The 25,325-nt window shown below is 39.3% G+C and carries 23 protein-coding genes; 9 read left to right on the top strand and 14 right to left on the bottom strand.

Annotated features, from left to right (window positions below; all coding sequences use genetic code 11):
* Positions 1-226 precede the first annotated feature (226 nt).
* On the top strand, positions 227-1,651 hold the full coding sequence (locus WBW42_RS11560) for a glutamine synthetase family protein (protein ID WP_032055680.1): 1,425 nt from the start codon (positions 227-229) through the stop codon (positions 1,649-1,651).
* 76 nt (positions 1,652-1,727) lie between these two features.
* On the opposite strand, the gene WBW42_RS11555 is transcribed toward WBW42_RS11560, so the two are convergent.
* From WBW42_RS11555 to WBW42_RS11515, 9 genes are all read right to left on the bottom strand, one after another.
* Positions 1,728-2,444 (bottom strand): response regulator, encoded by a 717-nt coding sequence (locus WBW42_RS11555; RefSeq protein WP_000625746.1) that lies wholly within the window; start codon positions 2,442-2,444, stop codon positions 1,728-1,730.
* An 11-nt stretch (positions 2,445-2,455) separates the two neighbouring features.
* Positions 2,456-5,110, bottom strand: a complete 2,655-nt coding sequence (locus WBW42_RS11550; protein WP_032055679.1) for an ATP-binding protein — start codon at positions 5,108-5,110, stop codon at positions 2,456-2,458.
* A 38-nt stretch (positions 5,111-5,148) separates the two neighbouring features.
* Positions 5,149-5,754 carry a potassium-transporting ATPase subunit KdpC gene (gene kdpC, locus WBW42_RS11545; RefSeq protein ID WP_032055678.1) on the bottom strand — a complete coding sequence of 202 codons (606 nt, stop codon included), beginning with the start codon at positions 5,752-5,754 and terminating at the stop codon, positions 5,149-5,151.
* Between the two features lie 13 nt (positions 5,755-5,767).
* Positions 5,768-7,807, bottom strand: coding sequence for a potassium-transporting ATPase subunit KdpB (gene kdpB, locus WBW42_RS11540; RefSeq protein ID WP_081404019.1), 2,040 nt, complete (start codon positions 7,805-7,807; stop codon positions 5,768-5,770).
* 8 nt (positions 7,808-7,815) lie between these two features.
* Complete coding sequence (gene kdpA, locus WBW42_RS11535) at positions 7,816-9,525, bottom strand: potassium-transporting ATPase subunit KdpA (RefSeq protein WP_032055676.1); 1,710 nt, start codon at positions 9,523-9,525, stop codon at positions 7,816-7,818.
* Positions 9,526-9,783: 258 nt separating this feature from the next.
* Positions 9,784-10,221 carry a 2-amino-4-hydroxy-6-hydroxymethyldihydropteridine diphosphokinase gene (locus WBW42_RS11530; protein WP_032055675.1) on the bottom strand — a complete coding sequence of 146 codons (438 nt, stop codon included), beginning with the start codon at positions 10,219-10,221 and terminating at the stop codon, positions 9,784-9,786.
* Positions 10,178-10,558, bottom strand: a complete 381-nt coding sequence (folB, locus tag WBW42_RS11525; RefSeq protein ID WP_000338783.1) for a dihydroneopterin aldolase — start codon at positions 10,556-10,558, stop codon at positions 10,178-10,180. The genes WBW42_RS11530 and folB overlap by 44 nt, the downstream gene beginning before the upstream one ends.
* A 15-nt stretch (positions 10,559-10,573) precedes the next feature.
* Entirely contained in the window at positions 10,574-11,872 is a 1,299-nt protein-coding gene (locus tag WBW42_RS11520; RefSeq protein WP_002119658.1) for an ABC1 kinase family protein, read from the bottom strand.
* Between the two features lie 58 nt (positions 11,873-11,930).
* Positions 11,931-12,707, bottom strand: a complete 777-nt coding sequence (locus WBW42_RS11515; protein WP_032055673.1) for a HesA/MoeB/ThiF family protein — start codon at positions 12,705-12,707, stop codon at positions 11,931-11,933.
* A gap of 173 nt (positions 12,708-12,880) precedes the next feature.
* On the opposite strand from WBW42_RS11515, the gene WBW42_RS11510 reads away from it, so the two are divergent.
* Positions 12,881-13,459, top strand: coding sequence for a flavin reductase family protein (locus WBW42_RS11510; RefSeq protein WP_032055671.1), 579 nt, complete (start codon positions 12,881-12,883; stop codon positions 13,457-13,459).
* Positions 13,460-13,550: 91 nt separating this feature from the next.
* Here the strand turns inward: WBW42_RS11510 and WBW42_RS11505 are convergent, their stop codons facing one another.
* On the bottom strand, positions 13,551-14,687 hold the full coding sequence (locus WBW42_RS11505; protein ID WP_025466499.1) for an acyl-CoA dehydrogenase family protein: 1,137 nt from the start codon (positions 14,685-14,687) through the stop codon (positions 13,551-13,553).
* A 19-nt stretch (positions 14,688-14,706) separates the two neighbouring features.
* Entirely contained in the window at positions 14,707-15,477 is a 771-nt protein-coding gene (locus WBW42_RS11500) for a 3-hydroxyacyl-CoA dehydrogenase (protein ID WP_032055667.1), read from the bottom strand.
* 169 nt (positions 15,478-15,646) lie between these two features.
* Between WBW42_RS11500 and WBW42_RS11495 the strand changes: the two genes are divergently transcribed.
* From WBW42_RS11495 to WBW42_RS11485, 3 genes are all read left to right on the top strand, one after another.
* Entirely contained in the window at positions 15,647-16,675 is a 1,029-nt protein-coding gene (locus tag WBW42_RS11495) for an AraC family transcriptional regulator (protein ID WP_032055666.1), read from the top strand.
* Positions 16,676-16,917: 242 nt separating this feature from the next.
* Positions 16,918-17,892, top strand: coding sequence for an aliphatic sulfonate ABC transporter substrate-binding protein (locus WBW42_RS11490; RefSeq protein ID WP_005068523.1), 975 nt, complete (start codon positions 16,918-16,920; stop codon positions 17,890-17,892).
* A gap of 3 nt (positions 17,893-17,895) precedes the next feature.
* Positions 17,896-18,735, top strand: coding sequence for an ABC transporter permease (locus tag WBW42_RS11485; protein ID WP_284106130.1), 840 nt, complete (start codon positions 17,896-17,898; stop codon positions 18,733-18,735).
* 2 nt (positions 18,736-18,737) lie between these two features.
* Here the strand turns inward: WBW42_RS11485 and prmC are convergent, their stop codons facing one another.
* The 3 genes from prmC to WBW42_RS11470 all read right to left on the bottom strand — a co-directional run bounded on the left by prmC (position 18,738) and on the right by WBW42_RS11470 (position 21,771).
* Positions 18,738-19,553, bottom strand: a complete 816-nt coding sequence (prmC, locus tag WBW42_RS11480) for a peptide chain release factor N(5)-glutamine methyltransferase (RefSeq protein WP_032055663.1) — start codon at positions 19,551-19,553, stop codon at positions 18,738-18,740.
* On the bottom strand, positions 19,553-20,641 hold the full coding sequence (gene prfA, locus WBW42_RS11475; RefSeq protein ID WP_002119588.1) for a peptide chain release factor 1: 1,089 nt from the start codon (positions 20,639-20,641) through the stop codon (positions 19,553-19,555). Before prfA ends, prmC begins: the two co-directional genes overlap by 1 nt.
* Before the next feature lie 290 nt (positions 20,642-20,931).
* A complete protein-coding gene (locus WBW42_RS11470; RefSeq protein WP_032055661.1) occupies positions 20,932-21,771 on the bottom strand; it encodes a type 1 glutamine amidotransferase domain-containing protein in 840 nt (279 codons plus the stop codon).
* Between the two features lie 119 nt (positions 21,772-21,890).
* Between WBW42_RS11470 and WBW42_RS11465 the strand changes: the two genes are divergently transcribed.
* The 4 genes from WBW42_RS11465 to WBW42_RS11450 all read left to right on the top strand — a co-directional run bounded on the left by WBW42_RS11465 (position 21,891) and on the right by WBW42_RS11450 (position 25,285).
* Positions 21,891-22,808, top strand: a complete 918-nt coding sequence (locus WBW42_RS11465) for a LysR family transcriptional regulator (RefSeq protein WP_032055659.1) — start codon at positions 21,891-21,893, stop codon at positions 22,806-22,808.
* Between the two features lie 176 nt (positions 22,809-22,984).
* Positions 22,985-23,404, top strand: a complete 420-nt coding sequence (locus WBW42_RS11460) for a glycine zipper domain-containing protein (RefSeq protein WP_002119685.1) — start codon at positions 22,985-22,987, stop codon at positions 23,402-23,404.
* Between the two features lie 236 nt (positions 23,405-23,640).
* Positions 23,641-24,147, top strand: a complete 507-nt coding sequence (locus tag WBW42_RS11455; RefSeq protein ID WP_002119687.1) for a hypothetical protein — start codon at positions 23,641-23,643, stop codon at positions 24,145-24,147.
* A 133-nt stretch (positions 24,148-24,280) separates the two neighbouring features.
* Positions 24,281-25,285: an LLM class flavin-dependent oxidoreductase gene (locus tag WBW42_RS11450; RefSeq protein ID WP_032055657.1), complete on the top strand. Its 1,005-nt coding sequence runs from the start codon at positions 24,281-24,283 to the stop codon at positions 25,283-25,285.
* Positions 25,286-25,325: the final 40 nt, after the last annotated feature.

The following is a 25,325-nucleotide window of genomic DNA, read 5'->3' as shown; positions in this document are numbered from 1 at the left end:
CTTAAAAAAGAGAAATCCGTAGAATTTTATAATACGCCAACTGATCTTATACGCTAATTTTACTTTAAAAATTGATTGCAAAAATTAGATTCAAAACATTGATTATTAATAAATAAAAGCAACAAACCCCATAGAAAAACCTTTCATTATTTTACTCTTTTTTTACGAGATTAACTTCAAAGGCTAAGTTAGGATTTTAGCTAAATAACCACCAAGGTTTTTTATAATGAGTACGCTTATTTATCCAAACTTAAACTTACAAAATCCTCTTTTTAAGGCATTTAAAATATCAGATGATTTTATTCCTCCAACACAAACCGACATTTTCAACTCAGAGCTTTTTTTGAAAGAAGTTGATGAATATTTAAGTTTATATCCCCACACTCAGCACATTGATATTTGTCTGCATGACTTAAACGGGCATATTCGTGGCAAACGAATTGAAGTTAAGAGTCTGAAAAATCTATCTAATGGCTGTTATTTTCCTCTTTCTGTTTATGCCATGAGCCTTGATGGAAAAGTGATTGAAGAAACAGGCTTGGGAAAATATATTGGTGAACCAGATAGACTTTGCCTACCCATTTTAGGCAGCTTGCAACCAAGTGCCTTATCCCCAGAATTAAATGCTCAGCTTTACCTATCAATGCAAGAAGAAGATGGTTCAGACTGTCGCTATGAACCACGTAATATATTAAAAAAATTATTAAATCAGTTACATGCTAATAATTATTTTCCTGTCATGGCTGCCGAGCTAGAGTTTTACCTTTTCTCACCTCAGCATCAATTCGAGACATGTTCAGAAAACCAATGTTTTGATATAGATGCGCCAAATAACTATCAACAAGTCCTACATGAAGTTGAAAAAGCAGCCTTACTACAATCAATTGAAATTACCGCAATTGTTGCGGAATCATCCCCTGGACAATACGAATTAAATCTTCAACACAGCCATGACATTTTAAAACTCTGCGATCAAATTAATGCTTTAAAAAGAATTGTAAAGCAAGTCGCAAGAAAACATGACTTAACTGCTTGTTTCATGGCGAAACCAAACTTAGCAAAGGCTGGTAGTGGCATGCATTTTCATATGAGCATACTTAATCAATACCATGAAAATATATTTAGCTCAGAAGTAGAAAAAAATGAGCTTTCAGCCAAATTATTGAGCGCGATTAGTGGCCTAATTGAGTTAATGCCTGCATCTATGGCGATTTTAGCGCCTAATATTAATTCTTATAGACGTTTTAAAATTGGTCATCATGTGCCATTAGAAGCCAATTGGGATACCAATAACCGAAATGTCGCAATACGAATTCCATGCTCAGATTTACAAAATCAACGCTTAGAATATCGTGTTGCTGGAGCTGACTGTAACCCTTATCTTGTTACAGCGACTATTTTAGCTGGTGTGTCTTATGGCTTATCTCATAAATTGCCGCTCCCAAAACCAGCACATCTTTTAAAATTTCCAGACGAACACATTTTACTAGCAAATAACCAACCGGAAGCCTTAAAAATATTTAAAGGAAGTCTTATTTTAAAAGGATATTTAGGAGCAGACTTTGTAGAGCATTGGTTCACAGTTAAACATGCTGAATATCAAAATATTTATAGTCAAATAACCGAAGCAGAACAACATTGGGATATATAAATAAAAAAAGCAAAAAAACTATAAACCACTTTGCAAACCCTTAGGGAGAAATACCCTAAGGTTTTTTTATATCTAATTAATGATTTTTCTGTTTAGCTAAAAAACGTAACCCAACACCTGGTTCAGTAGCAATATAACGTGGCTGAATCGCGTTATCCCCCAGTTTACTGCGTAACTTACCCACTAAAATACGTAAATAGTGCGTATCTTCCTGATGGGTGGGTCCCCATAGCTCTTTTAAGAGCTGAGGCTGTGTTAAAAGCTGCCCTTGATAGCGCATTAATAGTGTCAAAAGTTGAAACTCTTTTCGAGTTAAAGTAATTGGTTGTTGCTCGATCCAAACTAAACGTTGCATGACATCAACCTTGAGATAGCCATCGTCATACACATGAGCTTCTTGTTGAATCGGTTGATTTCTTAAAATGACACGTATGCGCGCCAAAAGCTCTTGCACACTAAAAGGCTTGGTCATGTAGTCATTTGCCCCTGCGTCTAGCAAGGCAACTTTTTCATATTCATCAGCGCGTACAGATAACACAATAACGGGAACATTCGACCAGCTACGTAATTCTTGGAGGACTTCTTTCCCATCTAAATCAGGTAAGCCTAAGTCTAAAATAACCAAATCAGCCCCTTGGGTTGCCAATGCCTCTAGGCCTTTGTAACCCGTTTCACAGAGCGTGGTTTTGTATTTTTGAGTTCTTAAAGCAATGTCTAAAAATTTACGGATTTGAGGCTCATCATCAATAATCACAATACGTGTTTCTACAGGTGAGGTTTCGGAACTTATCATGAATTTACAACTTATTCTTTTACTGGGTGAATGGGTAATCTGATTTGAATTAAAGTACCTTTATTTTGGCGCCCTGAAAATGCTTCTATTGTACCCATATGAGCACCAATAATCGCTTTTACGATTGTAAGCCCTAAACCAGTACCAAACTTTCCACGGTCTCCTCGTTCCATCGTGTAAAACATATCGAAAATACGATGTCTTTCGTCTTCAGGAATTCCCGTTCCTCTATCTTCAATTTCAATTTTTACTTCATCTTCTGACACAAGATGAGCACGAATCATGACTGGTTCATCTGGAGGTGAAAAGTTTGCGGCATTTTCTAAAACATTAAAAATAGCTTGTTCTACCAGTGCTGGGTGAACATATAAACTAATTTGTTGCTCAGATAACTGAACGACCACTTGTGTATCTGGTTTATAACGCTTTAAACGGCGGGTTGCCGAACCAATTAATTCATCTACCCCAATCCAGTCTCTTTTTAAAGTTAGACCTTCGTGACCTAAGCGTGTCATATCAAGTAAGTTTTGAATGTAACGGTCTAAACGCTCACCTTCTAAATGAATTGTTTCAAGCAGATCTTGTTGGTCTTGTTCTGACATATCAGCTTTAAAATTAGCAAGCGTGTCTGCTGCGCCAATGATAGAAGCAAGTGGCGAACGTAAATCATGCGATACCGAAGATAATAAAGCAGAACGTAAGCGCTCTGTTTCACTGGTGACTTTTGCTTGTTCAAGCTCATTGACCAATTGGGTTCGAAGTACTGCCTGTGCAATGTACTCAATTACACTTTCAGTCAATTTTTTTTGCTCAAAATTTAAGGAAACCACTTCATCCTTAAAGTAAATTCCCACAATACCTAGGCTATTTTTTTGTTCTAAAAGAGGTAAAAACCACCAGTTTGACTGACTCAGAGTATCGGTAAAACGCCCACACGGCTGCTTGTGTTTCAAACACCATTCTGCGGCTACTTTTTCTTTATCATTTAGCTCAATATCAGATGAAATTACCTTATCTCGAATAGAAATCCACACTTTAGTTTGAAGTTGTGTTTCTAAAGTCATACGTCCTGTTTGCATGACTTCTTCAAGGTTTACTGCACTAGAAAGCTTACGCGCCAAGTCTTGCATTACCGTAGTGTAAGCATTCGCAGCTTTTAAAGACAAAACTTGCTGGCGTAACTGAGAAGCTAAACGGCCAGCAATTAAAGCTGCTGCAAAAAAAGCAACAACGGTGACTACCCCTTGGTGTGCTGAAATCTGAAAGGTATAACGCGGGGCAATAAAGAAAAAATTATAGGCTAAGAAACAAATAAGAGCAGCCACTACTGCAGCTAACATTCGGGTTTTCGTTGCAACAATTAAAACAGAAATAATAAAAATGACAGAGAAGTCTTCAATACCAAATAGAACTTCGGCGAAGTGAGCTAGAAAAATGCTACCGCACGTCACAGCTAAAACAAAAACACTTTCTTTTAATGATAAAAATGAAGGCTTTTTGAGCTGATTAATCTTTTTAGTACCCTGTTCTGGGTGCAAAATGGTTAAAGCAATTGAGTTTTCTTGATTTAATAATTGCTGAGCTAAATTTTTCTTAAATAACTTTAACCACCACGGTGAAATACTTTTACCAATGACAAGATTGGAAATACCTCGATCAACGGCGGCATCCATTAACACTGATGCAACTCGCGGCCCATATAAAACTTCAGTTCGACCACCTAGTTGTCGAGCCAACTCAAACGCACGGTCAATCTCGATGTATTCTTTTTTATAAGAACTCACTGAACTCTGCCCAAAGTCCAAACTTCTAGCAACATTTACTACAGTCCATGTAGCCCCATTACGTTCTGCTAAGCGGCAGCCTGCTCGCACTAAATATTCAGAAGAGCCTTGCCCATCTATCGCAATCATCAATTCATTTTGTAACGATATAGATTTCAAACCCTTTGAGGCATAACTCTCTTTTAAGTCTGAATCGACATGCTCAGCAACGCATTGCATTGCCAGTTCACGTAATGCCGTTAAATTTGAAATGCTAAAAAAGCCTTGTAATGCCAGATTTGCTTGCTCTGGCACATAGACTTTTCCTTGATGGAGCCTTTCAATAAGCTCACTGACGGGTAAATCTATTAAGCGAATGTCTCGAATACGATCAAATACCCGATCTGGTACTGTTTCATTTACTCGAATGCCTGTAATTTGATAGACCACATCATTTAGGCTTTCTAAATGTTGAATATTTATAGTGGTGAATACATCAATACCTGCGTCTAGCAACTCATTAACATCTTGCCACCGCCGTTCATGACGACTATTTGGGACGTTGCGATGAGCCAATTCATCAACCAAAACGATTTGCGGATGCCTAAGTAAAATAGCATCCAAGTCCATTTCTTCTAAAATATGCCCCTGATATTGCACTTCTTTTCTAGAAATTTGAGGCAAGCCTTCCAAAATTTTTAGAGTTTCGATTCTTCCATGAGTTTCAACAATACCAACAACAACATCTGTGCCCTGTTGAAATAATTCTTTGGCGCGGGCGAGCATGGCATAGGTTTTTCCTACACCTGGTGCCGCACCAAGAAAAACCGTTAGTCGACCGGCTTGATATCTGTTGACATGATTTAATAAGGCCTCAGCCTGATTTTCGCGATTGCTTTGCACTTGATATCATCCGGTAAACTAACAACTTTATTTTTAAGTTAATGTGTAGATTGTAATTGATCTAAAGCAATATTGAGCTGTAATACATTAACACGAGCTTGCCCCAATACACCAAACTGCTTCGGTTCAACATACTTTTGCAAAAGCTCTTCCACAACCTTAGGGTCTAAATGACGAGCTTGAGCCACTCGAGAAACCTGTAACTGAGCAGATTCAGGACTAATATGCGGATCAATACCACTACCAGATTTAGTCACCAAATCACTTGGAATCGGTGTATTGCCCGTGTGATCTTGTTTTTTCACAGCAAGAATCTGAGCATCAATTTGTTGCTGTAGTTCAGGATTAGTACGCGCTAAGTTTGTACCTGCCATAGCCATCGGGTCATAAGCAATTGCTGAAGGACGCGGATGAAAATAAGCCTCTCCAACAAATGGCTGAGCAACTAATTTTGACCCTAAAACTTTATGATCTATTTCAATCAAACTACCATTCGCTTGATTGTTAAATAACACCTGTCCTGCACCTGTAGCAATAGCACTATAAGCAGCGCCACAGCCAACTAAGGTAAAAATTAATAATCCCAAAGATGCTCTTAAGGTCTGACCCAAATTTGCTTCTGAATTTTGTACATAAGTTTTCATTTCAAACTCCAGATTACAAACCAAATAATTGAACAATCACTACATCAATAGCTTTAATGGCAATGAATGGCAGAACCACACCGCCTACTCCATAAATCAACATATTTCGACGTAATAACTGAGTTGCCGTTGAAGGTTTAAATTTCACGCCACGTAGTGCGATTGGAATTAATAGCGGGATAATAATCGCGTTAAAAATTAATGCAGATAAAATCGCGCTGTTTGGACTTGCTAAATGCATTACATTCAATACTTGCATTTGTGGAATCGCAGCAGCGAACAATGCAGGCAAAATGGCAAAGTATTTAGAGACGTCGTTTGCCAACGAAAATGTTGTTAAAGCGCCACGGGTAATCAGCTGCTGTTTCCCAATCTCGACCACAGCAAGTAGTTTGGTTGGGTCTGAGTCTAAATCGACCATATTGCCAGCTTCTTTTGCAGCTTGTGTACCTGAATTCATGGCTAAGCCAATATCGGCTTGAGCTAATGCTGGTGCATCGTTGGTTCCGTCACCGACCATTGCAACTAAACGACCTTGTTGTTGTTCGGTGCGAATACAAGCTAATTTGTCTTCTGGTTTTGCTTCGGCAATATAATCATCTACACCAGCTTCAGCAGCAATCGCGGCCGCAGTTAATGGGTTATCACCTGTAACCATGACAGTTTTAATACCCATTTCTCTTAAACGAGCAAAACGTTCTTTAATACCGTGTTTAATCACATCTGAGAGTTCAATCACACCCAACACATGATGTTGATTAGCGACCACTAAAGGTGTTGCTCCTTTTTTGGCAACTTGTTCAACACGCGCTTTTAATTCTAAATCTTGAGAATAATCCTCATCTACAAATTTCAAGATTGCATCTAATGCACCTTTACGAATTTGGTCACCATTCGGTAAATTCACACCAGAAATTCGGGTAGAAGCACTAAAAGAGATAAATTCGGCTTGCTCAGGTTCTTGCTGTTTTAGCCCTTGCTCTTTTGCTAACTTAACAATCGATTTCCCTTCTGGTGTTGGGTCGGCAAGTGAACTTACCCAAGCAGCAGCTCTCAACTCAGACTCGGTTACCGAAGTTAAAGGATAAAAAGAGGTCGCTTGACGGTCACCATAAGTAATGGTTCCTGTTTTATCGAGTAAAAGCACATCAATGTCACCCGCAACTTCGACAGCTTTCCCCGATTTCGCCAAAACATTGGCCTTGAGTGCACGGTTCATCCCCGCAATACCAATCGCAGGTAACAAGCCACCAATGGTTGTAGGAATCAAGCAGACCAATAACGCCACGAGCACGACTGGATCAAGTTCAATATGCAAATACTTGGCAATAAATGGCAAGCTAATCACGACAATTAAAAACGTGATTGTCATTACCATTAACAAAAAGCCAAGTACGATCTCATTCGGAGTTTTCTGGCGATTTGAACCTTCAACCAAAGCAATCATACGGTCTAAGAAACTTTGACCAGATTCAGCAGTCACTTGCACAACAATACGATCTGTAAGAACTTTGGTTCCGCCAATAACACCTGAACGGTCTGTTCCGGCTTCACGTAACACAGGTGCTGACTCACCTGTAACAGCCGATTCATTAATAGTGGCAAAGCCTTCTACAATCTCACCGTCGGCTGGAACAAGCTCACCTGCATGTACTTCAATAAAATCATTTAAATGAAGTTCAGTCGCTGCAACTTGAGTCGCTTGACGGTCTGTCAAAGAGTTGAGTCTTCGAGCCGTTAAATTTTCTCTTGCTGCACGTAATGAAGATGCCTGTCCACGACCTCTGGCCTCTGCAACCGCTTCAGCATAATTAGCAAATAAAATGGTAATAAACAGAATTGCTGTAACCGTGAAACCAAATAACAGCGTGGTGTAACCTAAGATTGTACTAATGCCTGTAACCACTGTTCCAAGCCAGACAATTGCCATGACAGGATTTTTAATTGCATGCTGCGGTAGCAGTTTCACAAATGCATTTTTCCAAACTTCAAAATTTGGCACTGCCATGGTTTGTTTATGGCTATTTACATGAGTTTGTGTATTCATTTTCACTCGCCTCCTTAGCCTTTAACCAACAAAAGTTGATCGGCAATAGGCCCAAGGACAAGAACTGGCATAAATTGTAATAAGGTAAGCAACACAACAATCGTAATCAGCGTTAAAGCAAAGGTTGGAGTTTCAACCTGAAGACTACCTGCTGTTTCGGGTGCTTTTCTTTTTGCTGCTAAACGTGTCGCAATCATTAATGGCAAAATTAAGGTCGGAAAACGTCCTAACAGTAGAGCGATACTACAAGTGACATTCCACCATACAGTGTTGTCTCCAAGACCTTCAAAACCTGAACCATTGTTGGCAAATGCAGAAACATATTCGTAGAACACTTGGCTAATACCATGTGGTCCTGGATTACTAATTCCAGATATGCCTGGAACGCTGAGGCTTAATGCGGTAAATGCAAGAATGACTAAAGGTTGAATCAAAATAATAATCGCGAGCAACTTAATTTCTGCGGCTTCAATCTTGCGCCCAAACAATTCAGGGGTACGACCTGTCATTAAACCTGCAATAAATACTGCGAGTAACAGATAAATCATAAACTGTTGAAGACCACAGCCCACACCACCCCAAATGGCATTAATCAGCATGTTAATGAGTTCGACTAAACCGGTAAGCGGTGCAGAAGAATCATGCATCATATTGACCGAGCCGTTATTTACCTGTGTAGTAAGCGCTGCCCAAACTGCTGATGCTGCTGGTCCAAATCGTTGTTCTTTACCTTCCATTACGGCAAATTGAGATGCTGTCGATGACATACTCTCAGACCAGACAGCCGCTGCACCTGAAATAATTGACATGAAAAGCATGCTGCCAAAGACAAAGTAAGCAAACTTTTTACGCTGAGTAAAATGCCCAACCATAAAAATGACTGTGATTGGAATAAGTAAGATCGCAATCATTTCTAGTAAATTAGAAAATGGTGTTGGATTTTCTAAAGGCACAGAACTATTTGGACCGTACCAACCACCACCGTTACTACCTAATTGCTTAATCGCCACCATTGGCGCAACTGGTCCTAAAGGAATTTTTTGAGTTTCAACGCTATTGGCTTTATCAATAAGTTGTACTTCTGGCCCACCTTGGAAAGTTGCTGGCACGCCTTGGCTGTTAAGCAACAATGACCAGACAAAACAGAGTGGAAGCAAAAAGCGAACTGTAGGACGAATTACATCTGCCCAATAGTTACCAATTAAAATTTGATCTGGCTGCTCGGCAACATCGGCCGCAATATGGCTTGGACGCTGATAAAAGAAAGCTCTTAATGTTGCAACCACCAAAGCCAGCCCCATCATTGGAGTAATGACTTGCAAGCCCACAATACCTGTCATTTGCGACAAATAAGATAATTGAGCCTGACCAGAATAATGCTGTTGGTTGGTGTTTGTTAAAAATGAAATAACAGTGTGTAGCGCTAAATCCCAACTCATATTTGGTGCATGGTTCGGGTTTAATGGTAACCATGCTTGCGTCATAAAAATAGCAAGAATAGCCACTGCAAGAAAAATACAGCTCACAACAAATGCTAGAGAATATTGTTTCCAATTCATTTGTTGTTGTGGAGATACACCTAATAAGCGGTATACAGGATTTTCAATCCAGCGAAATAATCCATCACCCCACATCGGCTGATTTGCCATCACTTTGGATAAATATTTACTGAGGCACCATGCTAGAAAAATAGCAATAAATAAAACAAGTATAAGTTCTAACATGGCTATTCTCCTCTATACCCCTTGGCTTGATTTGCCAGACTGGAAATAAGGAGAGATGAAGAAATATCATTTGTTTTAAGTCCGCATAAGACAATGCCAGACTGATGCAAGATGCGCATTTGAGAATTTATAAGCATCTTTATTGTCCTGAAATAACACTAATTTAGTGAATTTCAGTATCGATAAAATACCCGTAAATTCTCTATTGAGGAAGTCAAAGCCCGCGTAAAGTTTGCGTAAAATTTAGTTTGAAGGGTATTAAACTTTAAAATTAACGACTGGATAAATCATGCTATCAGCCTTTAAGGCTTCACAATGCCAAAGTTCATATAAAGGAATTTTTACATCGAGTGCCAAAGGTAGCTTTTTAGAATTAAATTGCATATGGTCCAGATCACTTCCCCATGCAATCAAATCTACATCTAAAGAAATATGATGCGACGGACGAACACGCCCCGAATCTGACTCAAGTTTCTTTAGAAAAGATTCAATTTGTTCACACGATAAAGTGCTTTTTAATAGACATGCCGAATTCCAATAATCATCTCCAATACCATCTCGGCATGGAATTTGATAAACAGATGAAAACTGCACTTTCCCCAATGTTGCCAATTGCGTATAAGCAAAAGTAAAGTGCTGATCTGCGTCTAAATTACTCGCTAGGGCGAGCGCAAAAATTGTTTCTGGTGCGTTCAAGACGAATTCCTACAGCATTTGCTTCTGCAATGATGGCTGGCTTACGGATGGTTATGGTAATTTTTTCAATTGATGGAAAGGTTTCAAACAAACATTGTAAAACCAGATGTGCTGCATGCTCGATTAATTCAGGTTTGGCTTGTTGAATGGTTTGAGCCGATAACTCACAAATCTGCGCATAGTTGAGAGTGTCCTCAAGCTTGTCAGACTCTGCTGCGCGGCTCAAATCATTATGGATGGTTAAATCCAACATTAAAGGTTGAATGATTTGTCTTTCCCAGTTGAAACAGCCAATGACTGTCTCAACTTTCAAGCCTTCAATAATAATGGCATCCATAAATTTAAACTGACCTTAGTGCTTTAATAACGAAGCAGGTTCCATATTTTGAACCATTTTCAAACGCTGGTCTGCATAAATATCAGTATATGGTGCGAGTACGCGCATAAAACGATCGAAATAAAGCATTTGCTTAAATAATAAAGCAAAATCACGTGGGAATTTAATCCCGTGGCGTTCGCCTACACCTACCATATCCATCATGATGTCATTTAAATCGGCTGGATTTGAAGACAAGATCTGTTGCGGATCGGCCATTAATACGCCATTAAACAAACGTTCTAGATCTTGAGCCAACACCTGAACGTCAATTTTGTTATGGGTCATACCCATTTTCAGCATATTTTCAGCCATTGCCTGATAATCAGTTTTTTGTAAGGCATCCATAAATGCAATACATGCAGTCCAAACTTCAGGTTTTAACTGGCCGACGATACCAAAATCAATAAAACCAATACGCCCATCTTCAAGCAACATTAGGTTCCCAGCATGTAAGTCAGCATGAAAACTCTTACACAGCATAAGACTACCGAACCATGTATTCATGGCAGTAATCAGTACTTGCGAAGGATCTTTAGCATATTGTTTTACAACACTAAAGTCTGTCAAAGACACACCATATAGACGTTGCATAGTTAAGACACGACGTGTAGAAAACTGATGATAAACTTTAGGCGCTGTCGCTGCTTTATTTTGTGAAATATTAAGATATTCCACAAAATCATCTAGGTTTTGTGCTTCTTCAATGAAATCGACTTCACGGACCATACGGCTTTTAATTTCATCTACAATTTCAGAAAGAGCTGCGAATTTGATCTTTGGTACAGCACGTTCGAGCAGCTTGGCAGCCCAATGTACTACACTTAAGTCTGTATATAAAATGGTTTCAACACCAGGCTTTTGTACTTTGATAACGACATCTTCACCTGTGGTCAGCTTAGCTGCATGAACCTGAGCAATTGATGCAGAAGCTAATGGCTTTTCATCGATATAGCTAAAAATCTGGCTTAAATCGCGCCCTTCAAACTCAGATGCAAGCACACCTTGAATATAACTAAATGGGAGTGTTGGTGTCTGGTCTAAACAACCTTGAAATTCTTCTACATATTCACGTGGGAAAAGCGATGGCGTACTCGCAATAAACTGACCAAGCTTAATATAAGTTGAACCAAGTGACTCAAAAGTCTCTCGCATGAGTTTGGCATTACTTGGTTTTTCAGTTGCGTATTTAATTCCAGCTTTGGCCGCAACCACTGCTGTTTCACCAATGCGGGCGACTGAACGCAGCCCATCAAACAAAATATTTTTTTTCATATTTCTTCAAAACCAAATCATTCAGGTTGAGTGTAGCAAATTTTGTTTAATTTACTGATTAGCTTGCCTGACAAAGTGGGCAATTTACATCTTTATCAAAACTAACAATACGTTGTGTCATATTTAAACCATCCCACAATAATAGTTTCTGCTTTAAAGGTGTACGATTTAAACCTAAATATAGCAAAGTGTGATGCGCTTGTAATGACGCTATCATTACAGGAGTAGTTGCCAGTACCCCTGACTCTGCACAGCGCAGCCCCTCATTGGCAAGTTGTTCTTTTGGGAAAAGGCATTCATAACAAGCTGAATCACCTTCAACCATAAACATTTGTGCCTGAAAAGCAATTGCTGAAGCACTAATTAATGCGACCTGATGTTTCTTACAAGCTGCATTTACTAAATAGCGAGTTGTAAAATTATCACATCCATCTAAAACCACATCTTGGTGTTCAACAAGTCTATCAATATTATGTTCGTCTAAACGTTCGTTGTAGTATTCGACACAGATATAAGGGTTAATTTTCTGTAAACGTTTAGCCAAAATTTCTGCTTTGTAACGACCAATATCTTCATGACCAAATGCAATTTGACGCTGTAAATTACTTATTTCGATCATATCTGCATCAATCAGTGTAATTTTCCCAACCCCTGCTCGCGCTAGTAACTCCGCACTGCTACATCCTATTCCACCAGCACCTACAATCAGCACATTAGCAAGTTTGAGTTTTTCCTGAGCTTCAATATCCCATCCATCAAGTAAAATCTGACGGCTATAGAGATGCATTTCTTCATCACTTAACTCTACAAAATCGATATCTTGAAGCTCGGTCACACGTTAATCCTTTCACTTAGAAGCGAAATGATTTTATGATTAAGTTCGTTATTATGAAAGCTATAAAATAGAAACAACTTTTTTATTCTAATAAAGCTTATTTATCAACATTGCATCTATCAAGCTTTCTGCAACAATAGAAATATCTATTTTCTTTATTACTTAGGCTAAATATGACGCAATCATATATTGCACCTGTAGAGTTAGAAAAAGCTTATCGTTTATTAAATCATGGCCCAACTGTGCTTGTTTCTGCACAACATGGTGATGACCGCAATGTGATGGCTGCCGCTTGGGCATGTGCCTTAGAGTTCAAACCAGCTAAAGTGTCCGTAGTTCTCGACAAAAGCACTAAAACCCGACAACTCGTTGAGCAAAGTGGCTATTTCACACTACAAGTTCCCTGCTATGCACAGCTCGATCTGACTCATCAACTTGGAACCATTAATAAGTTGGATGATCCAGAAAAACTTGAGCATTGCGGTGTTGAGCTATTCTATCAAGAAGGCCTTACCAGCCCGCTTGTATCAGGTTGCATTGCATGGCTTGTCTGTAAACTTATTCCAGAACCACATAATCAGTCAGCTCATGATTTATTTATTGGTTCTGTTGTAGGTGCATGGGCAGATAGCCGCGTTTTTAGAGATGGGCACTGGCATTTTCAAGATGCGCCAAAAGAACTTCGCAGCCTGCACTATATTGCAGGCGGAACTTTTTATTTGATTGGTGAGGAAGTCAAAGCTCAAATTTAATCCTTAAAAAGTGAGTTTCATTTAATTGCAAAAAACCGCATAACAATTGCGGTTTTTTTGCAGTCAACAACATTTTTTAAAAATCTAATATTTAAACTTGAGCCACTTCACGCGCAATCACCAAACGTTGAATATCAGAAGCACCTTCATAAATCTGGCTTACACGAACATCACGATAAATTCTCTCTACAGGGAAATCACTCACATATCCATAACCACCATGAATTTGAATCGCATCCGAACACACCCGCTCAGCCATAGTAGATGCAAATAGCTTTGCCATTGAGGCTTCTTTTAAACAAGGTAGCTCCGCATCTTTTAAAGTTGCAGCATGTAAAACCAACTGATGTGCCGCTTCAATCTGGGTCGCCATATCGGCTAAACGGAAACCAACCGCCTGATGCTGAACTAATTCGACTCCAAAAGCTTTACGCTCATTTGCATATTGCACCGCTGCATCAAAAGCCGCTCTTGCCATACCTACCGATTGAGCTGCAATACCAATACGTCCAGCTGCCAAATTAGATAATGCAATTTTATAACCTTCACCCTCTTGCCCCACCAAATTTTCTAAAGGAATTCGGCAGTCCTCAAAAGTAATGGTCGCTGTATCTGAAGCATGTTGACCCATTTTGTCTTCAATACGAGTCACCAAGTAACCTTGTGTATTGGTGGGTACAAGAAAGCACGAAATACCTTTTTTACCAGCTTGTTTATCTGTGACCGCGAACACCAAAGCCACTTGGGCATTTTTACCACTGGTGATAAATTGTTTTACGCCATTAAGCACCCAATGGTCGCCATCTCGCTCGGCTTTACATAAAATCGCGCTCGCATCGGAACCGACATGTGGCTCAGTTAAACAAAAGCATCCTAGCCATTCGCCAGAGGCAAATTTTGGCAAATAGGTTTGTTTTTGCTGCTCTGAACCGTATGCCAGTGTAATACCGCAAATCAAAGAGTTTTGTACGCTTACAATTGTCGAAATAGCACCATCGCCTGCGGCAATTTCCTCAATTGCGAGTACCAAAGATACATAGTCCATTCCTGCACCGCCCCATTCATCGGGCACGGTCATCCCCATAGCGCCTAGTGCACCTAAATCTTTGAGTTCCTGAGCTGGAAATTCATGAGTTTTATCGCGATGTGCAGCAGTTGGCTTTAACTGATTTTGCGCATAGTTACGCATCATCTCCTGAACCATACTTTGTTCAGCATTTAAGATCATTTCAGCATCCTTATTTTTATTATTTTGCTGCCATACGAATTGCACCATCTAGACGGATGACTTCACCATTTAAGTAAGAGTTTTCAGCAATATGTGCCACCAAACGAGCAAACTCTTCTGGTTTTCCTAAACGAGATGGGTACGGCACCATTTGCCCCAAAGCATCTTGTACATTTTGTGGCATACCCTTAAGCATTGGGGTTTCCATAATTCCCGGTGCAATGGTCATAATACGAATAGCATGTCGCGCAAGCTCACGAGCAATCGGCAATGTCATCGCAACAATAGCGCCTTTTGATGCAGAATACGCAGCCTGACCAATTTGACCATCAAATGCGGCAACAGAAGCAGTGTTAACAATTACACCACGATCTTCTTCACCTTCTTCAACCGTGTTTTTACTCATTGCATCTGCTGCAAAACGCAGCATGTTAAATGTACCTGTAACATTAATATTTAAAGTCTTTGCAAATAATCCCAAGTCATGAATGCCCTCACGGCCAACCACTTTCGCAGAAGGGCCAATACCGGCACAGTTCACCAAACCATGCAAATGACCATGTTTTGTCAACACATCTTTAAAGAACTGTTCAGCAGCAGCTTCATCGGTCACATCAAGTTTTACAAAGTCAGCTTTTGGCCCCAACTGTTTTGCTTGTTGCTCGCCTGCTTCTGTATTCATGTCTACCAAGGTAACTGAAGCACCTTGCTGGACTAAATACTCAGCTGTTGCAGCACCTAAACCAGACCCACCACCTGTAATTACGAAATGTTTCCCTTGAATTTTCATTGTGTAATGTCCTATAGAAATGTTCTTTAAACTTAGTAGTGAGAGTAAAAGTTGTTGTTTTCCGATACAATTTCAAAAAGCCTCAAAATGTTTGCAGCTTTTGATCAATCCAAATTTTAAATATGCAGTATTTCACTTGAAATATATGAAGAAAATATGAGTCTTTGACATGGTTGTCCAATCTTCTTTAAGTAAAGGCACAATTTCGATTGCACTAGTACATGAAGCACTGAGTGCGGCTTATGCCAAAGGCCTAAATACACAAATAATTCTAAATAAAGCAGGCATCCCCGCTGAATTACTGATGTCGCCAAAGGCACGTGTGCCTGTTACAACCTATGCCCAATTGTGGATAGAGCTTGCCAATGCCATGAACGATGAGTTTTTTGGAATGGATAGCCACCCCATGCGTCGTGGAAGCTATAAATTACTGACTAAACTCGTCAGTACGGCTGAAACTTTAGAAAAAGCACTCTACGATATTTTGAAGTTTTTTAACTTTGTTCTAGATGACATGCATGGAGAACTCATTCGAGAGCAAGACAAAGCTTATTTAGTGATTCATGATCGTGAACAGCCTAAACGCATGTTTACCTACGCAACCTTTTTAATATTAGTGCACGGACTTATGTGTTGGTTGGTAGACCAGCGAATTGGTTTAAATACTATTATGGTACGTTGTCCTAAACCTCAAGATATTCAGGACTATTTCGTTCGTTTTGGTGAAGATATTCAATTTAATGCTGAGATAAATCGAGTTGAGTTCGATGCCCACTATTTAGATATTAAAATTAAAAAAGATAAAAAAGCGCTTTATGATTTTTTAGAGCAAACTCCGCAAAATCTTTTAGTTCGCTTTAAAAATGAAAATGCCCTGAGTGTACTTATTCGTCGCCATTTATTGAAACTCCACCCTGCACAATGGCCCGAACTTAAAGATGTAGCTCACCAACTCAATATTTCAGAAGCCACCGTTCAACGTAGACTGAAACATGAAGGTGTAAGCTATCAACAAATTAAAAATGAAATCCGCTGTGATATTGCTGTTCAACGTTTAAGCAAAACGAATGACTCAATTCAAAATATTAGTGAAGATTTAAGCTTCCATGACCCAAGTGCATTTCACCGTGCTTTTAAAAAATGGACAGGTGTCAGCCCAGGTGCATATCGAGATAATTTAACTGGACACAAGCAATAACATATACATCGAATGAAGCTTAAGGCGTTAGAGTTTAAGCTTATGATATTTATGTATTTTAAATTCAATATTTCAGATAAATGCATTATTTAAAATTTGATAATAGTCATAAAAACAGTGATTTATAATTTTATTCAAACTTTTATCTTTCAAACTGATTTATAAATCAAAATAACTAAGTTCATAAGCCTCTAAACACGTGAAAGGATGATCTCCTATTTCATTTCGGTTTTATTTTTATCATGTCTTTAAAATCAAAATTTTCTCTACCAAAGACTTTGTTGGCATCAACATTGGGATTTGTATTTGCTTCATCTGCTTTTGCAGCAATTCCGACTACACTTAAACTTGATTATGCTTACTATGCACCAACCAGTTTAATCGTTAAAGATCAAAAACTTCTCGAAAAAGCACTGCCAAATACCCAAATTAAATGGGTTTTTAGTCAAGGTAGTAACCGCTCATTAGAATATCTCAACAGTAACAGCATCGATTTTGCTTCTACCGCTGGATTAGCTGCTGTATTAAGTCGAGCGAATGGTAGTCCAATTAAAACGGTTTATGTACAAAGCCAACCGGAATGGACCGCGCTTGTTGTCGCAAAAAATTCACCAATTAAAAGCCTAAAAGATTTAAAAGGTAAAAAAATTGCAGCCACCAAAGGAACCGATCCTTTCTTATTTACACTACAAGCACTAGATACAGTCGGTTTGAGTAAACGTGATGTACAACTGGTTCATCTACAACACCCAGACGGCAAAACTGCATTAGAGCGTGGCCAAGTAGATGCTTGGGCTGGACTTGATCCATTAATGGCTTCTGCTCAAATTCAATCGGGTGCCAAATTGCTTTATCGTAATGTTGGATTTAATAGCTATAGTGTACTGAGCGTTAAAGAAGATTTTGCAAAGCAAAGCCCTGAAGCGGTAGAGGCCGTTATTAAAGCCTATGAACAAGCCCGAAAATGGGCAAAAGCCAATCCAGATAAAGTGGCAGCACTTTTAGCTCAAGAATCAAAACTTCCTCTACCTGTGGCTAAACTACAACTGAGCCGAACCAACTTCGATCAAAGCATTCCATCAGCAACTCAAGCACAAGCGCTAAAACGTTCTGGGAAAATTTTGACTGAAGAAGATTTGGTTAGAAAAGGTACTAACGTCAATCAAGTGGTTGATCAGTTGCTAGACCCACGTTTTGCTCAAAAAGTCGTGAAATAGTATATGAGTGATTCACTTAACAAAGCTGAGCTAAATCACTTCTTAGCTCAGCAGGCTTTAAAATCTGAGAAAAAGCATCTAAACCACAAATTTACACGGTGGTTTAAAGCGCTACTCATTCCACTCATCTTTTTAACGGCTTGTGAGTTTTTAGTCAGAAATGGCTATATCGATGCTTATCTACTGCCTGCACCGTCTAGTTTATGGCAATCTTTTTTAGATTTAGCTCATAGCGACCTGTTTGCCCATATTTATATTAGTACATGGCGTGTTCTGTTGGGCTTTATTATAGGAAGCGGTTTAGGTTTAATTTTTGCGATTTGGGTTGGATTAAGTAAAGAAGCAGAAGCTTATTTAGAACCAACTTTTTCAGCAATTAAATCGATCCCAAGTCTTGCTTGGATTCCCCTGTTATTGCTTTGGTTAGGAATTGACGAAGGTTCTAAAATTACATTGATTGCAATCGGAGCATTTTTTACAACCTATACCAATACAGTTGCAGCAATTCATAATGTAGATAAAAAGCTCATTGAAGTTGGAAAAGTTTATCGGCTTAATGCTTTTCAGCGGATTATATCTATTATTTTACCGGCAGCATCTCCAGGCATTTTAACGGGTTTACGTAACAGCTTAAGTTTATCTTGGATGTTTATGATTGCAGCTGAACTGATTGCAGCCACTCAAGGGATTGGCTATTTACTCAGTGATGGCCGAGAAACGTCTCGACCAGATATTGTTATCATTGCAATTATTTTATTAGCCCTATTGGGTAAAGTAACCGATACCTTAATGAAACTTATCGAAAACTGGTTATTACGTTGGCGAGATACACTACAAAGGTAATTTTAAATCCAGCATGCCAAAGTGACTCGATCATTTTGGCCATAGTCTTGAATAGTTTTAATTTGGCTAAAACCATACTCTGTGAAAATATCTCGAACAGCTTGTCCCTGATCATAACCATGCTCTAGTACAATCCAGCCTTGCGGTTTTAACCAGTTTTTCCCTTGAGCAATAATAATTTCAATATCAGCCAGTCCCTGATGATCTGCAACCAATGCACGGCGTGGTTCTGTAGCCAAAGCTTGCATGTGTTCATCTTCAGGGTCAATGTAGGGCGGATTAGAAACAATTAAATCAAACTTTTGTGGTTCAAGTGCGTCAAACCAAGCGCCGCAGGCAAATTTCACACGTTGCAAATCATGTGCTTGTGCATTTTCTTTTGCGACTTCTAAAGTAGGCGCATAAATATCAGTTGCCGTGACTTGCCAATCTGGACGTTCACTTGCTAATGCAAGCGCAATTGCACCTGTTCCCGTTCCCAAATCAACAATATTTGCAGTATTTGGCAAATTTAGATTTAAAACAGTTTCAACTAAAACCTCAGTATCAGGTCGTGGCACTAAAGTATCAGACGTTACTTTTAAATCGAGTGTCCAAAATGGCTGTGAACCCGTCACATAAGCTAAAGGCTCACCATTTTGGATACGTTCTAGACCAGCCAAGTAATCTTGCTTTTGTTGGGCAGTTAACTCTTGCTCAAGTCTAAACTTTAATTCAAGCGAATTGATTTTTAGAAAATGCTCAAGTAACCAAGCATTTTCTTGTCGTTCATAACTGTCAGGCTCACCACGAATTGCAAGCGCTTGAGCAATATTCATTAGCCGCCATTTTCCTGTGCAAGCATCGCAAGCTGATCTGCCTGATATTCACGGTGTAAGCTATCGAGCAATTCAGTCAAATCACCTTCCATAATTGCATCTAACTTATATAAAGTTAGGTTAATACGATGGTCCGTCATACGCCCTTGTGGGTAGTTATAAGTACGGATACGTTCAGAACGGTCACCAGAACCAACCAAATCACGGCGCATCTCAGAAGTTGCTGCGTCGGCTGCTGCACGTTTTGCATTTTCTAAACGCGATACTAACAATGCCATCGCTTTAGCTTTGTTTTTATGCTGTGAACGTTCTTCTTGGCACTCAACCACTGTGCCGGTTGGAATGTGAGTAATACGCACCGCTGAATCGGTTTTGTTAATGTGCTGACCACCTGCACCAGATGCACGGTAAGTATCAATACGTAAATCTGCCGGATTAATTTCAACGTTGGTATCAACATCAATTTCAGGCAAGATCGCAACTGTACAAGCTGATGTATGCACACGACCTTGTGATTCAGTTGCTGGCACACGTTGTACACGGTGAGCACCACTTTCAAACTTTAAGCGACCATAAACGCCATCACCATCTACACGGCAAATAACTTCTTTAAAGCCACCATGCTCGCCTTCATTTTCAGAAAGGACTTCGATACGCCAGCCTTGTGTCTCGGCATATTTGCTGTACATACGGAACAAATCACCAGAGAAAATCGCAGCTTCATCACCACCTGTTCCAGCACGGATTTCTAAATAAGCCGCATTAGAGTCATTTGGATCTTTTGGAATCATCAAAATGTTGAGCTGGCTTTCTAATTCTTCAAGCAATGTTTTATTGGCTTGAATTTCTTCTTCTGCCATATCTTTAAAGTCTGGGTCAGACTTCATCATTTCAGCAGTTTCAATATCTTCTTCTGCTTGACGGTATTTGCCCCAAACTTCGGTAATTTCAGATAAATCACTATGTTCACGAGACAATTTACGGAAACGTTTGTTATCGGAGATCACTTCAGCATCTGCAAGCAATGCAGTAAGTTCTTCATGTCGATCACAGAGTTGATCAAGTCGTAAACGGAGTGACGCTTTCATAAGAGGAAATATCTCAAAAGTCCAAAAAGCTTATCGAAGGCTATGTAAGTATAGAAGATAAGCAAAATCGTAAAAATAGCGCATAGTTTACAGATTATGCTGCTTAAATGACATATATAATCAGCCAATTCATCAACTTTCCCAATAAGTAGAGGCGTATAAATATAATGATTTCGAATAAGATTTATTACTTGCCTATAATTTGGCTGTTCTGTAGAAAATAATAAGTTATATTTTCCCTCTATATGACAATCGAGGCTTTATTTAAAAACCTCTTTTGCCCCGCCTACTTATTTTAATTTTTCTAATAAGGTTTTGCCCACCAAAACAGCTGACGCCGGATTTTGTCCTGTAATAAGTTCACGGTCCACCACTACGTTTGGAGTCCATGCAATGGTATTACTTTGATACTTACCTCCAAGTGACTGTAATACAGTTTGTGGATAAGACTTCATTTCTCCACCTTTTAATAAAGCTTTAGCCTGCTCTTCCTCCTGATTACTAATCACCGTCATTCGATAATTTTTATAAATCCATTCGCCAGTTTTTACTGGTTTGCCTTGTTCGAGTTGACCAACTACTTCCGAGGCATTAGGTAAAGTAGACATTAATGCAATAGGACCATGACAGACCAACGCAGTAGGTTTACCAGCTTTATGGAAAGCTGTAAGTACTTTTCCAAGTTGTTTATCTTTTAATAGATCTTGCATAGGTGCATGCCCACCTGGAATATAAATAGCATCAAACTGACCCACACCAATTTGCTCAATACGAGATAGGCTCACAACTGGAGAATCTTGAACAGATGTTAATTTTAGATCATGCAATAAATCTGCATATTGCTTTAATGCTTTTTCATCTTGGTTAAAATACATCGCATTATTCGATGATTCATCTAAGGTTGGAGCTTTCCCTTTTGGTGTAGCGAAAGTTACTGTATGGCCTGCATCTAAAAGCATTTTTGTAGGTTGCATCAATTCATTTAAATAAAAACCAGTTTTAAAAATATGGCCTTTTTTCAGCTCTAATTGGGCTTCATCAGACAATACAACCAACACATGAGCAGCATTTGCAGTGAATGCTGCTGAAGCGGCAACTACTGCAAGCATTATTTTATTTAGAGATTTCATCATTCGACCTTCATTCCAACCATTTGCTGGCTTTATATTTTGGATGGATATATTCTATTTTTGCCAATAAGGTAGAAAAACAACCATACATACAAATCTTTTTTGCGTTTGAGGACTAAATGTCACGTCAATTTGACCATCTTGCCGATATTGAAGTGTTTTTAATTGTGGCTGAGAAGCTTTCTATTAGTGCAGCTGCAATTTATTTAGCAACAACCCCCTCAGTCATTAGTAGAACAATTACGCGGCTAGAGAAAAAACTTGGTATTCAGTTTTTCAGAAGAACAACTCGTCATTTAAGTCTGACCGAAGCAGGCCAGCTTTATTATGAAAAGATGCAACATGCATTTCAGTTAATTGACCATGCAGAGCGTGCTATTCAAGGTAAGCAACTGCTAATTTCCGGCAAAATTAAATTAAGCGTACCCACCACCTATGGACACTATCGCCTTCCAGAATTACTACAAAAATTTCTTTTGGAATATCCAGATATTCAAATAGAAGTCAGTATTTCTAATCGAAACGTCGATTTAATTGCGGAAGGATTTGATTTAGCTATTCGTCAAGGTCAGCTTCCTAGTAGCACTCTCATTGCCAGACCTTTGGAGCTTGCCCCTCTTCAACTTGTTGCTTCACCTGAATATTTAAAACGTATGGGTGTTCCTCAAACCTTGGAAGACTTAAACCATCACCAATGTATTGCCTTTGAATTACCGAGCACAGGTAAGGTCACTCAATGGTTTTTTAAAAATGGTGATAATGAAATTCAATGGATACCATCAAATCGGATTTTAGTAAAAGAAGATATTTTGGGAGTAGTTTCTCTTGCTGAAAGTGGATTAGGAATATGTCAGAGTTATAGCTTTATTGTTAATGAAAAGATCCGGCAAGGAAAATTGCAGCCCCTACTTGAGGGTTATGCAGGTCACACACGGCCCTTTTCTTTACTGTACGCACAACATAAACATATGTCGTCTGCGACAAGAGCTTTAATAAATTTTCTATGTTCTGATCGTGACTCCCCCCGTCAAAACTAAATAAAGCTTAATTTATCTATATGAGTATTAAATATTCTATTTTAATAGAAAACATACAAACCAGACACTAAACTGCAATAATCAAAAGATGGTTCTCCATATTTGGGGAGAAGTGTTTTGTTACATTTGCCGTAACAAAAGATATAGGGTCCTGCAACTAGGGACACGGAGTCAAAATGAAATTAAATGCTTGGTTATGTAGCGCTGTTCTAGCAACTTCAATGGTTACTGTGGCACATGCTGACAATACAACACATGTAGCAGCTGCTTCTGCTTTAGGTAGCGTAGCAGGTACTGCAATTGGTAAAAGCATGGGCGGTACATCTGGCGCAACAATTGGTGCTGCTTTAGGTGGTGCTGGTGGTGCAGCTGTTGCAAGTGATCGTCGTAACCGTACTGAATCTGCGATTGGCGGTGCTTTAGGTGGTGGTGCTGGTTATACGGTTGGTAAAAGCATGGGCGGCACAAATGGTGGTTATGTAGGCGCTGCTTTAGGTGCTGCGGGTGGTTCTGCTTTGGGTAATAAAATCTCTAAAGACCGTTATACAGAAAAATCTTCTAAACACTGGAAGAAAAAACACCGTCGTCATCACTAATCAAATTTGACGAACAGATATTTAAGCACCTTCGGGTGCTTTTTTATTATGAGTGATTAAAAGCTAATTTGTCGTATGCTCATGGTTTATCCACAAATTAATACAAACACTACAAACAGACACAAAACACTTGTATCACCCTTGGGGTTCTCCATAATTATCACGAAATTTTTTATTACATTTACCCCAAGATAAAGATAACTGTCCTTCCAGTAAAAAGGACATGGAGTTCTACGATGAAAATGAATATTTGGTTGGCTAGTGCATTAATTGCAACATCTTCTATGGTAACAGTTGCACATGCTGACAATGGTACACGTGTTGCTGCAACCTCTGCTTTAGGTAGTGTAGTGGGTACTGCAATTGGTAAAAGTATTGGTGGTACCTCAGGTGCAACAATCGGTGCTGCTTTAGGTGGTGCTGGTGGTGCAGCAGCAGCAAGTGATCGTCGTAATCGTACAGAAGCTGCAATTGGTGGTGCTTTAGGTGGTGGTGCTGGTTATACAGTCGGCAAAAATATGGGCGGCACCAACGGTGGATACATCGGTGCAGCAGTAGGTGCAGCTGGTGGTTCTGCATTAGGTCGTAAAGTTGCTGAAGATCGTAATTACGATGACCGTTATGACCGTGATCGTTACGATCGTGATGACCGCAGATATTACGATGGTGACCGTCGTTATTATAAAGGTGGTAGCCGTCGCCATGACAATGGCTTACACCGTGGTTGGTATAAAAACCGCTAATTCACAGATGAATCAAAAGAGCACCTTCGGGTGCTTTTTTATTTATAGCTAAAAATTAATATCGAAAAAAAACGATATACATCACACCCCATATATCGTATTATTTCGATATATCCTTATTCGAGAATATCGCATGCGATCACTTCAAGATACCAAGTTCTCCATTTTGGAACTTGCTCCTATTCGTAATGATAAAACCATCGAATTCTCATTACGTCACGCATTAGAATTGGCACAACATGCAGAAAAACTAGGTTATGAACGTTTCTGGCTTGCTGAACATCACAACATGGATGGAATCGCAAGTTCAGCTACCGCTGTCTTACTCGGTTTTATTGCAGCACATACACAGCATATTCGCTTAGGTTCAGGCGGAATTATGCTTCCTAACCATGCCCCTTTAGTTGTCGCAGAACAGTTCGGGACGCTTGCTACTTTATATCCAAATCGTATTGAACTTGGTTTAGGCCGTGCTCCCGGTACAGACCAACTCACCATGCGAGCTTTACGTCGTGGCCATCAAGAAACAGAAGATCAGTTTCCTCGAGATGTTGTCGAAATCTTAAGATATTTCGATGTACCTCAAGCAGGACAAAAAATTATTGCAACACCAGGGCAAAGCACCCATGTTCCTGTTTGGTTACTTGGATCTAGCCTATTTAGTGCACAACTCGCGGCAAAACTTGGACTTCCTTACTCATTTGCATCACATTTTGCACCACGTATGTTAGGTCAAGCGATTCAACTTTATCGGGAGAACTTTGAACCTTCTGAGTACCTAGATAAGCCGTATGTTTCAATGGGTGTGCCTGTTGTTGTTGCAGATACAGATGAAGAAGCACAATTTTTAGCAACTAGTGCTTATCAACGCGTATTAGGTTTAATCCGTGGTGAAAGCTTGAAGCTGAAACCACCAGTTGAATCAATGCAGGGATTATGGAATACAGCAGAACAACTTTCTGTCGAAAACTTTTATGCAATGGCGCAAATTGGTTCTGTAGATACGGTTCGCTCTGGCTTACAAAATTTATTAGCGACATACGATGTTGATGAATTTATTTTTACATGCGATGTATACGATACAGCTAAACGTTTAGAAAGCTTTACACAACTCATGAATGTAAAAACAGAACATTAAACTCTACTTTAAGCTCCCATACTTGAATTGATTTCGAGTA

The sequence above is a fragment of the Acinetobacter sp. LT1 genome (genome assembly GCF_059800965.1).
Note: the sequence above shows the minus strand (reverse complement) of the source record. Positions and strands in the feature narration are given on the sequence as shown.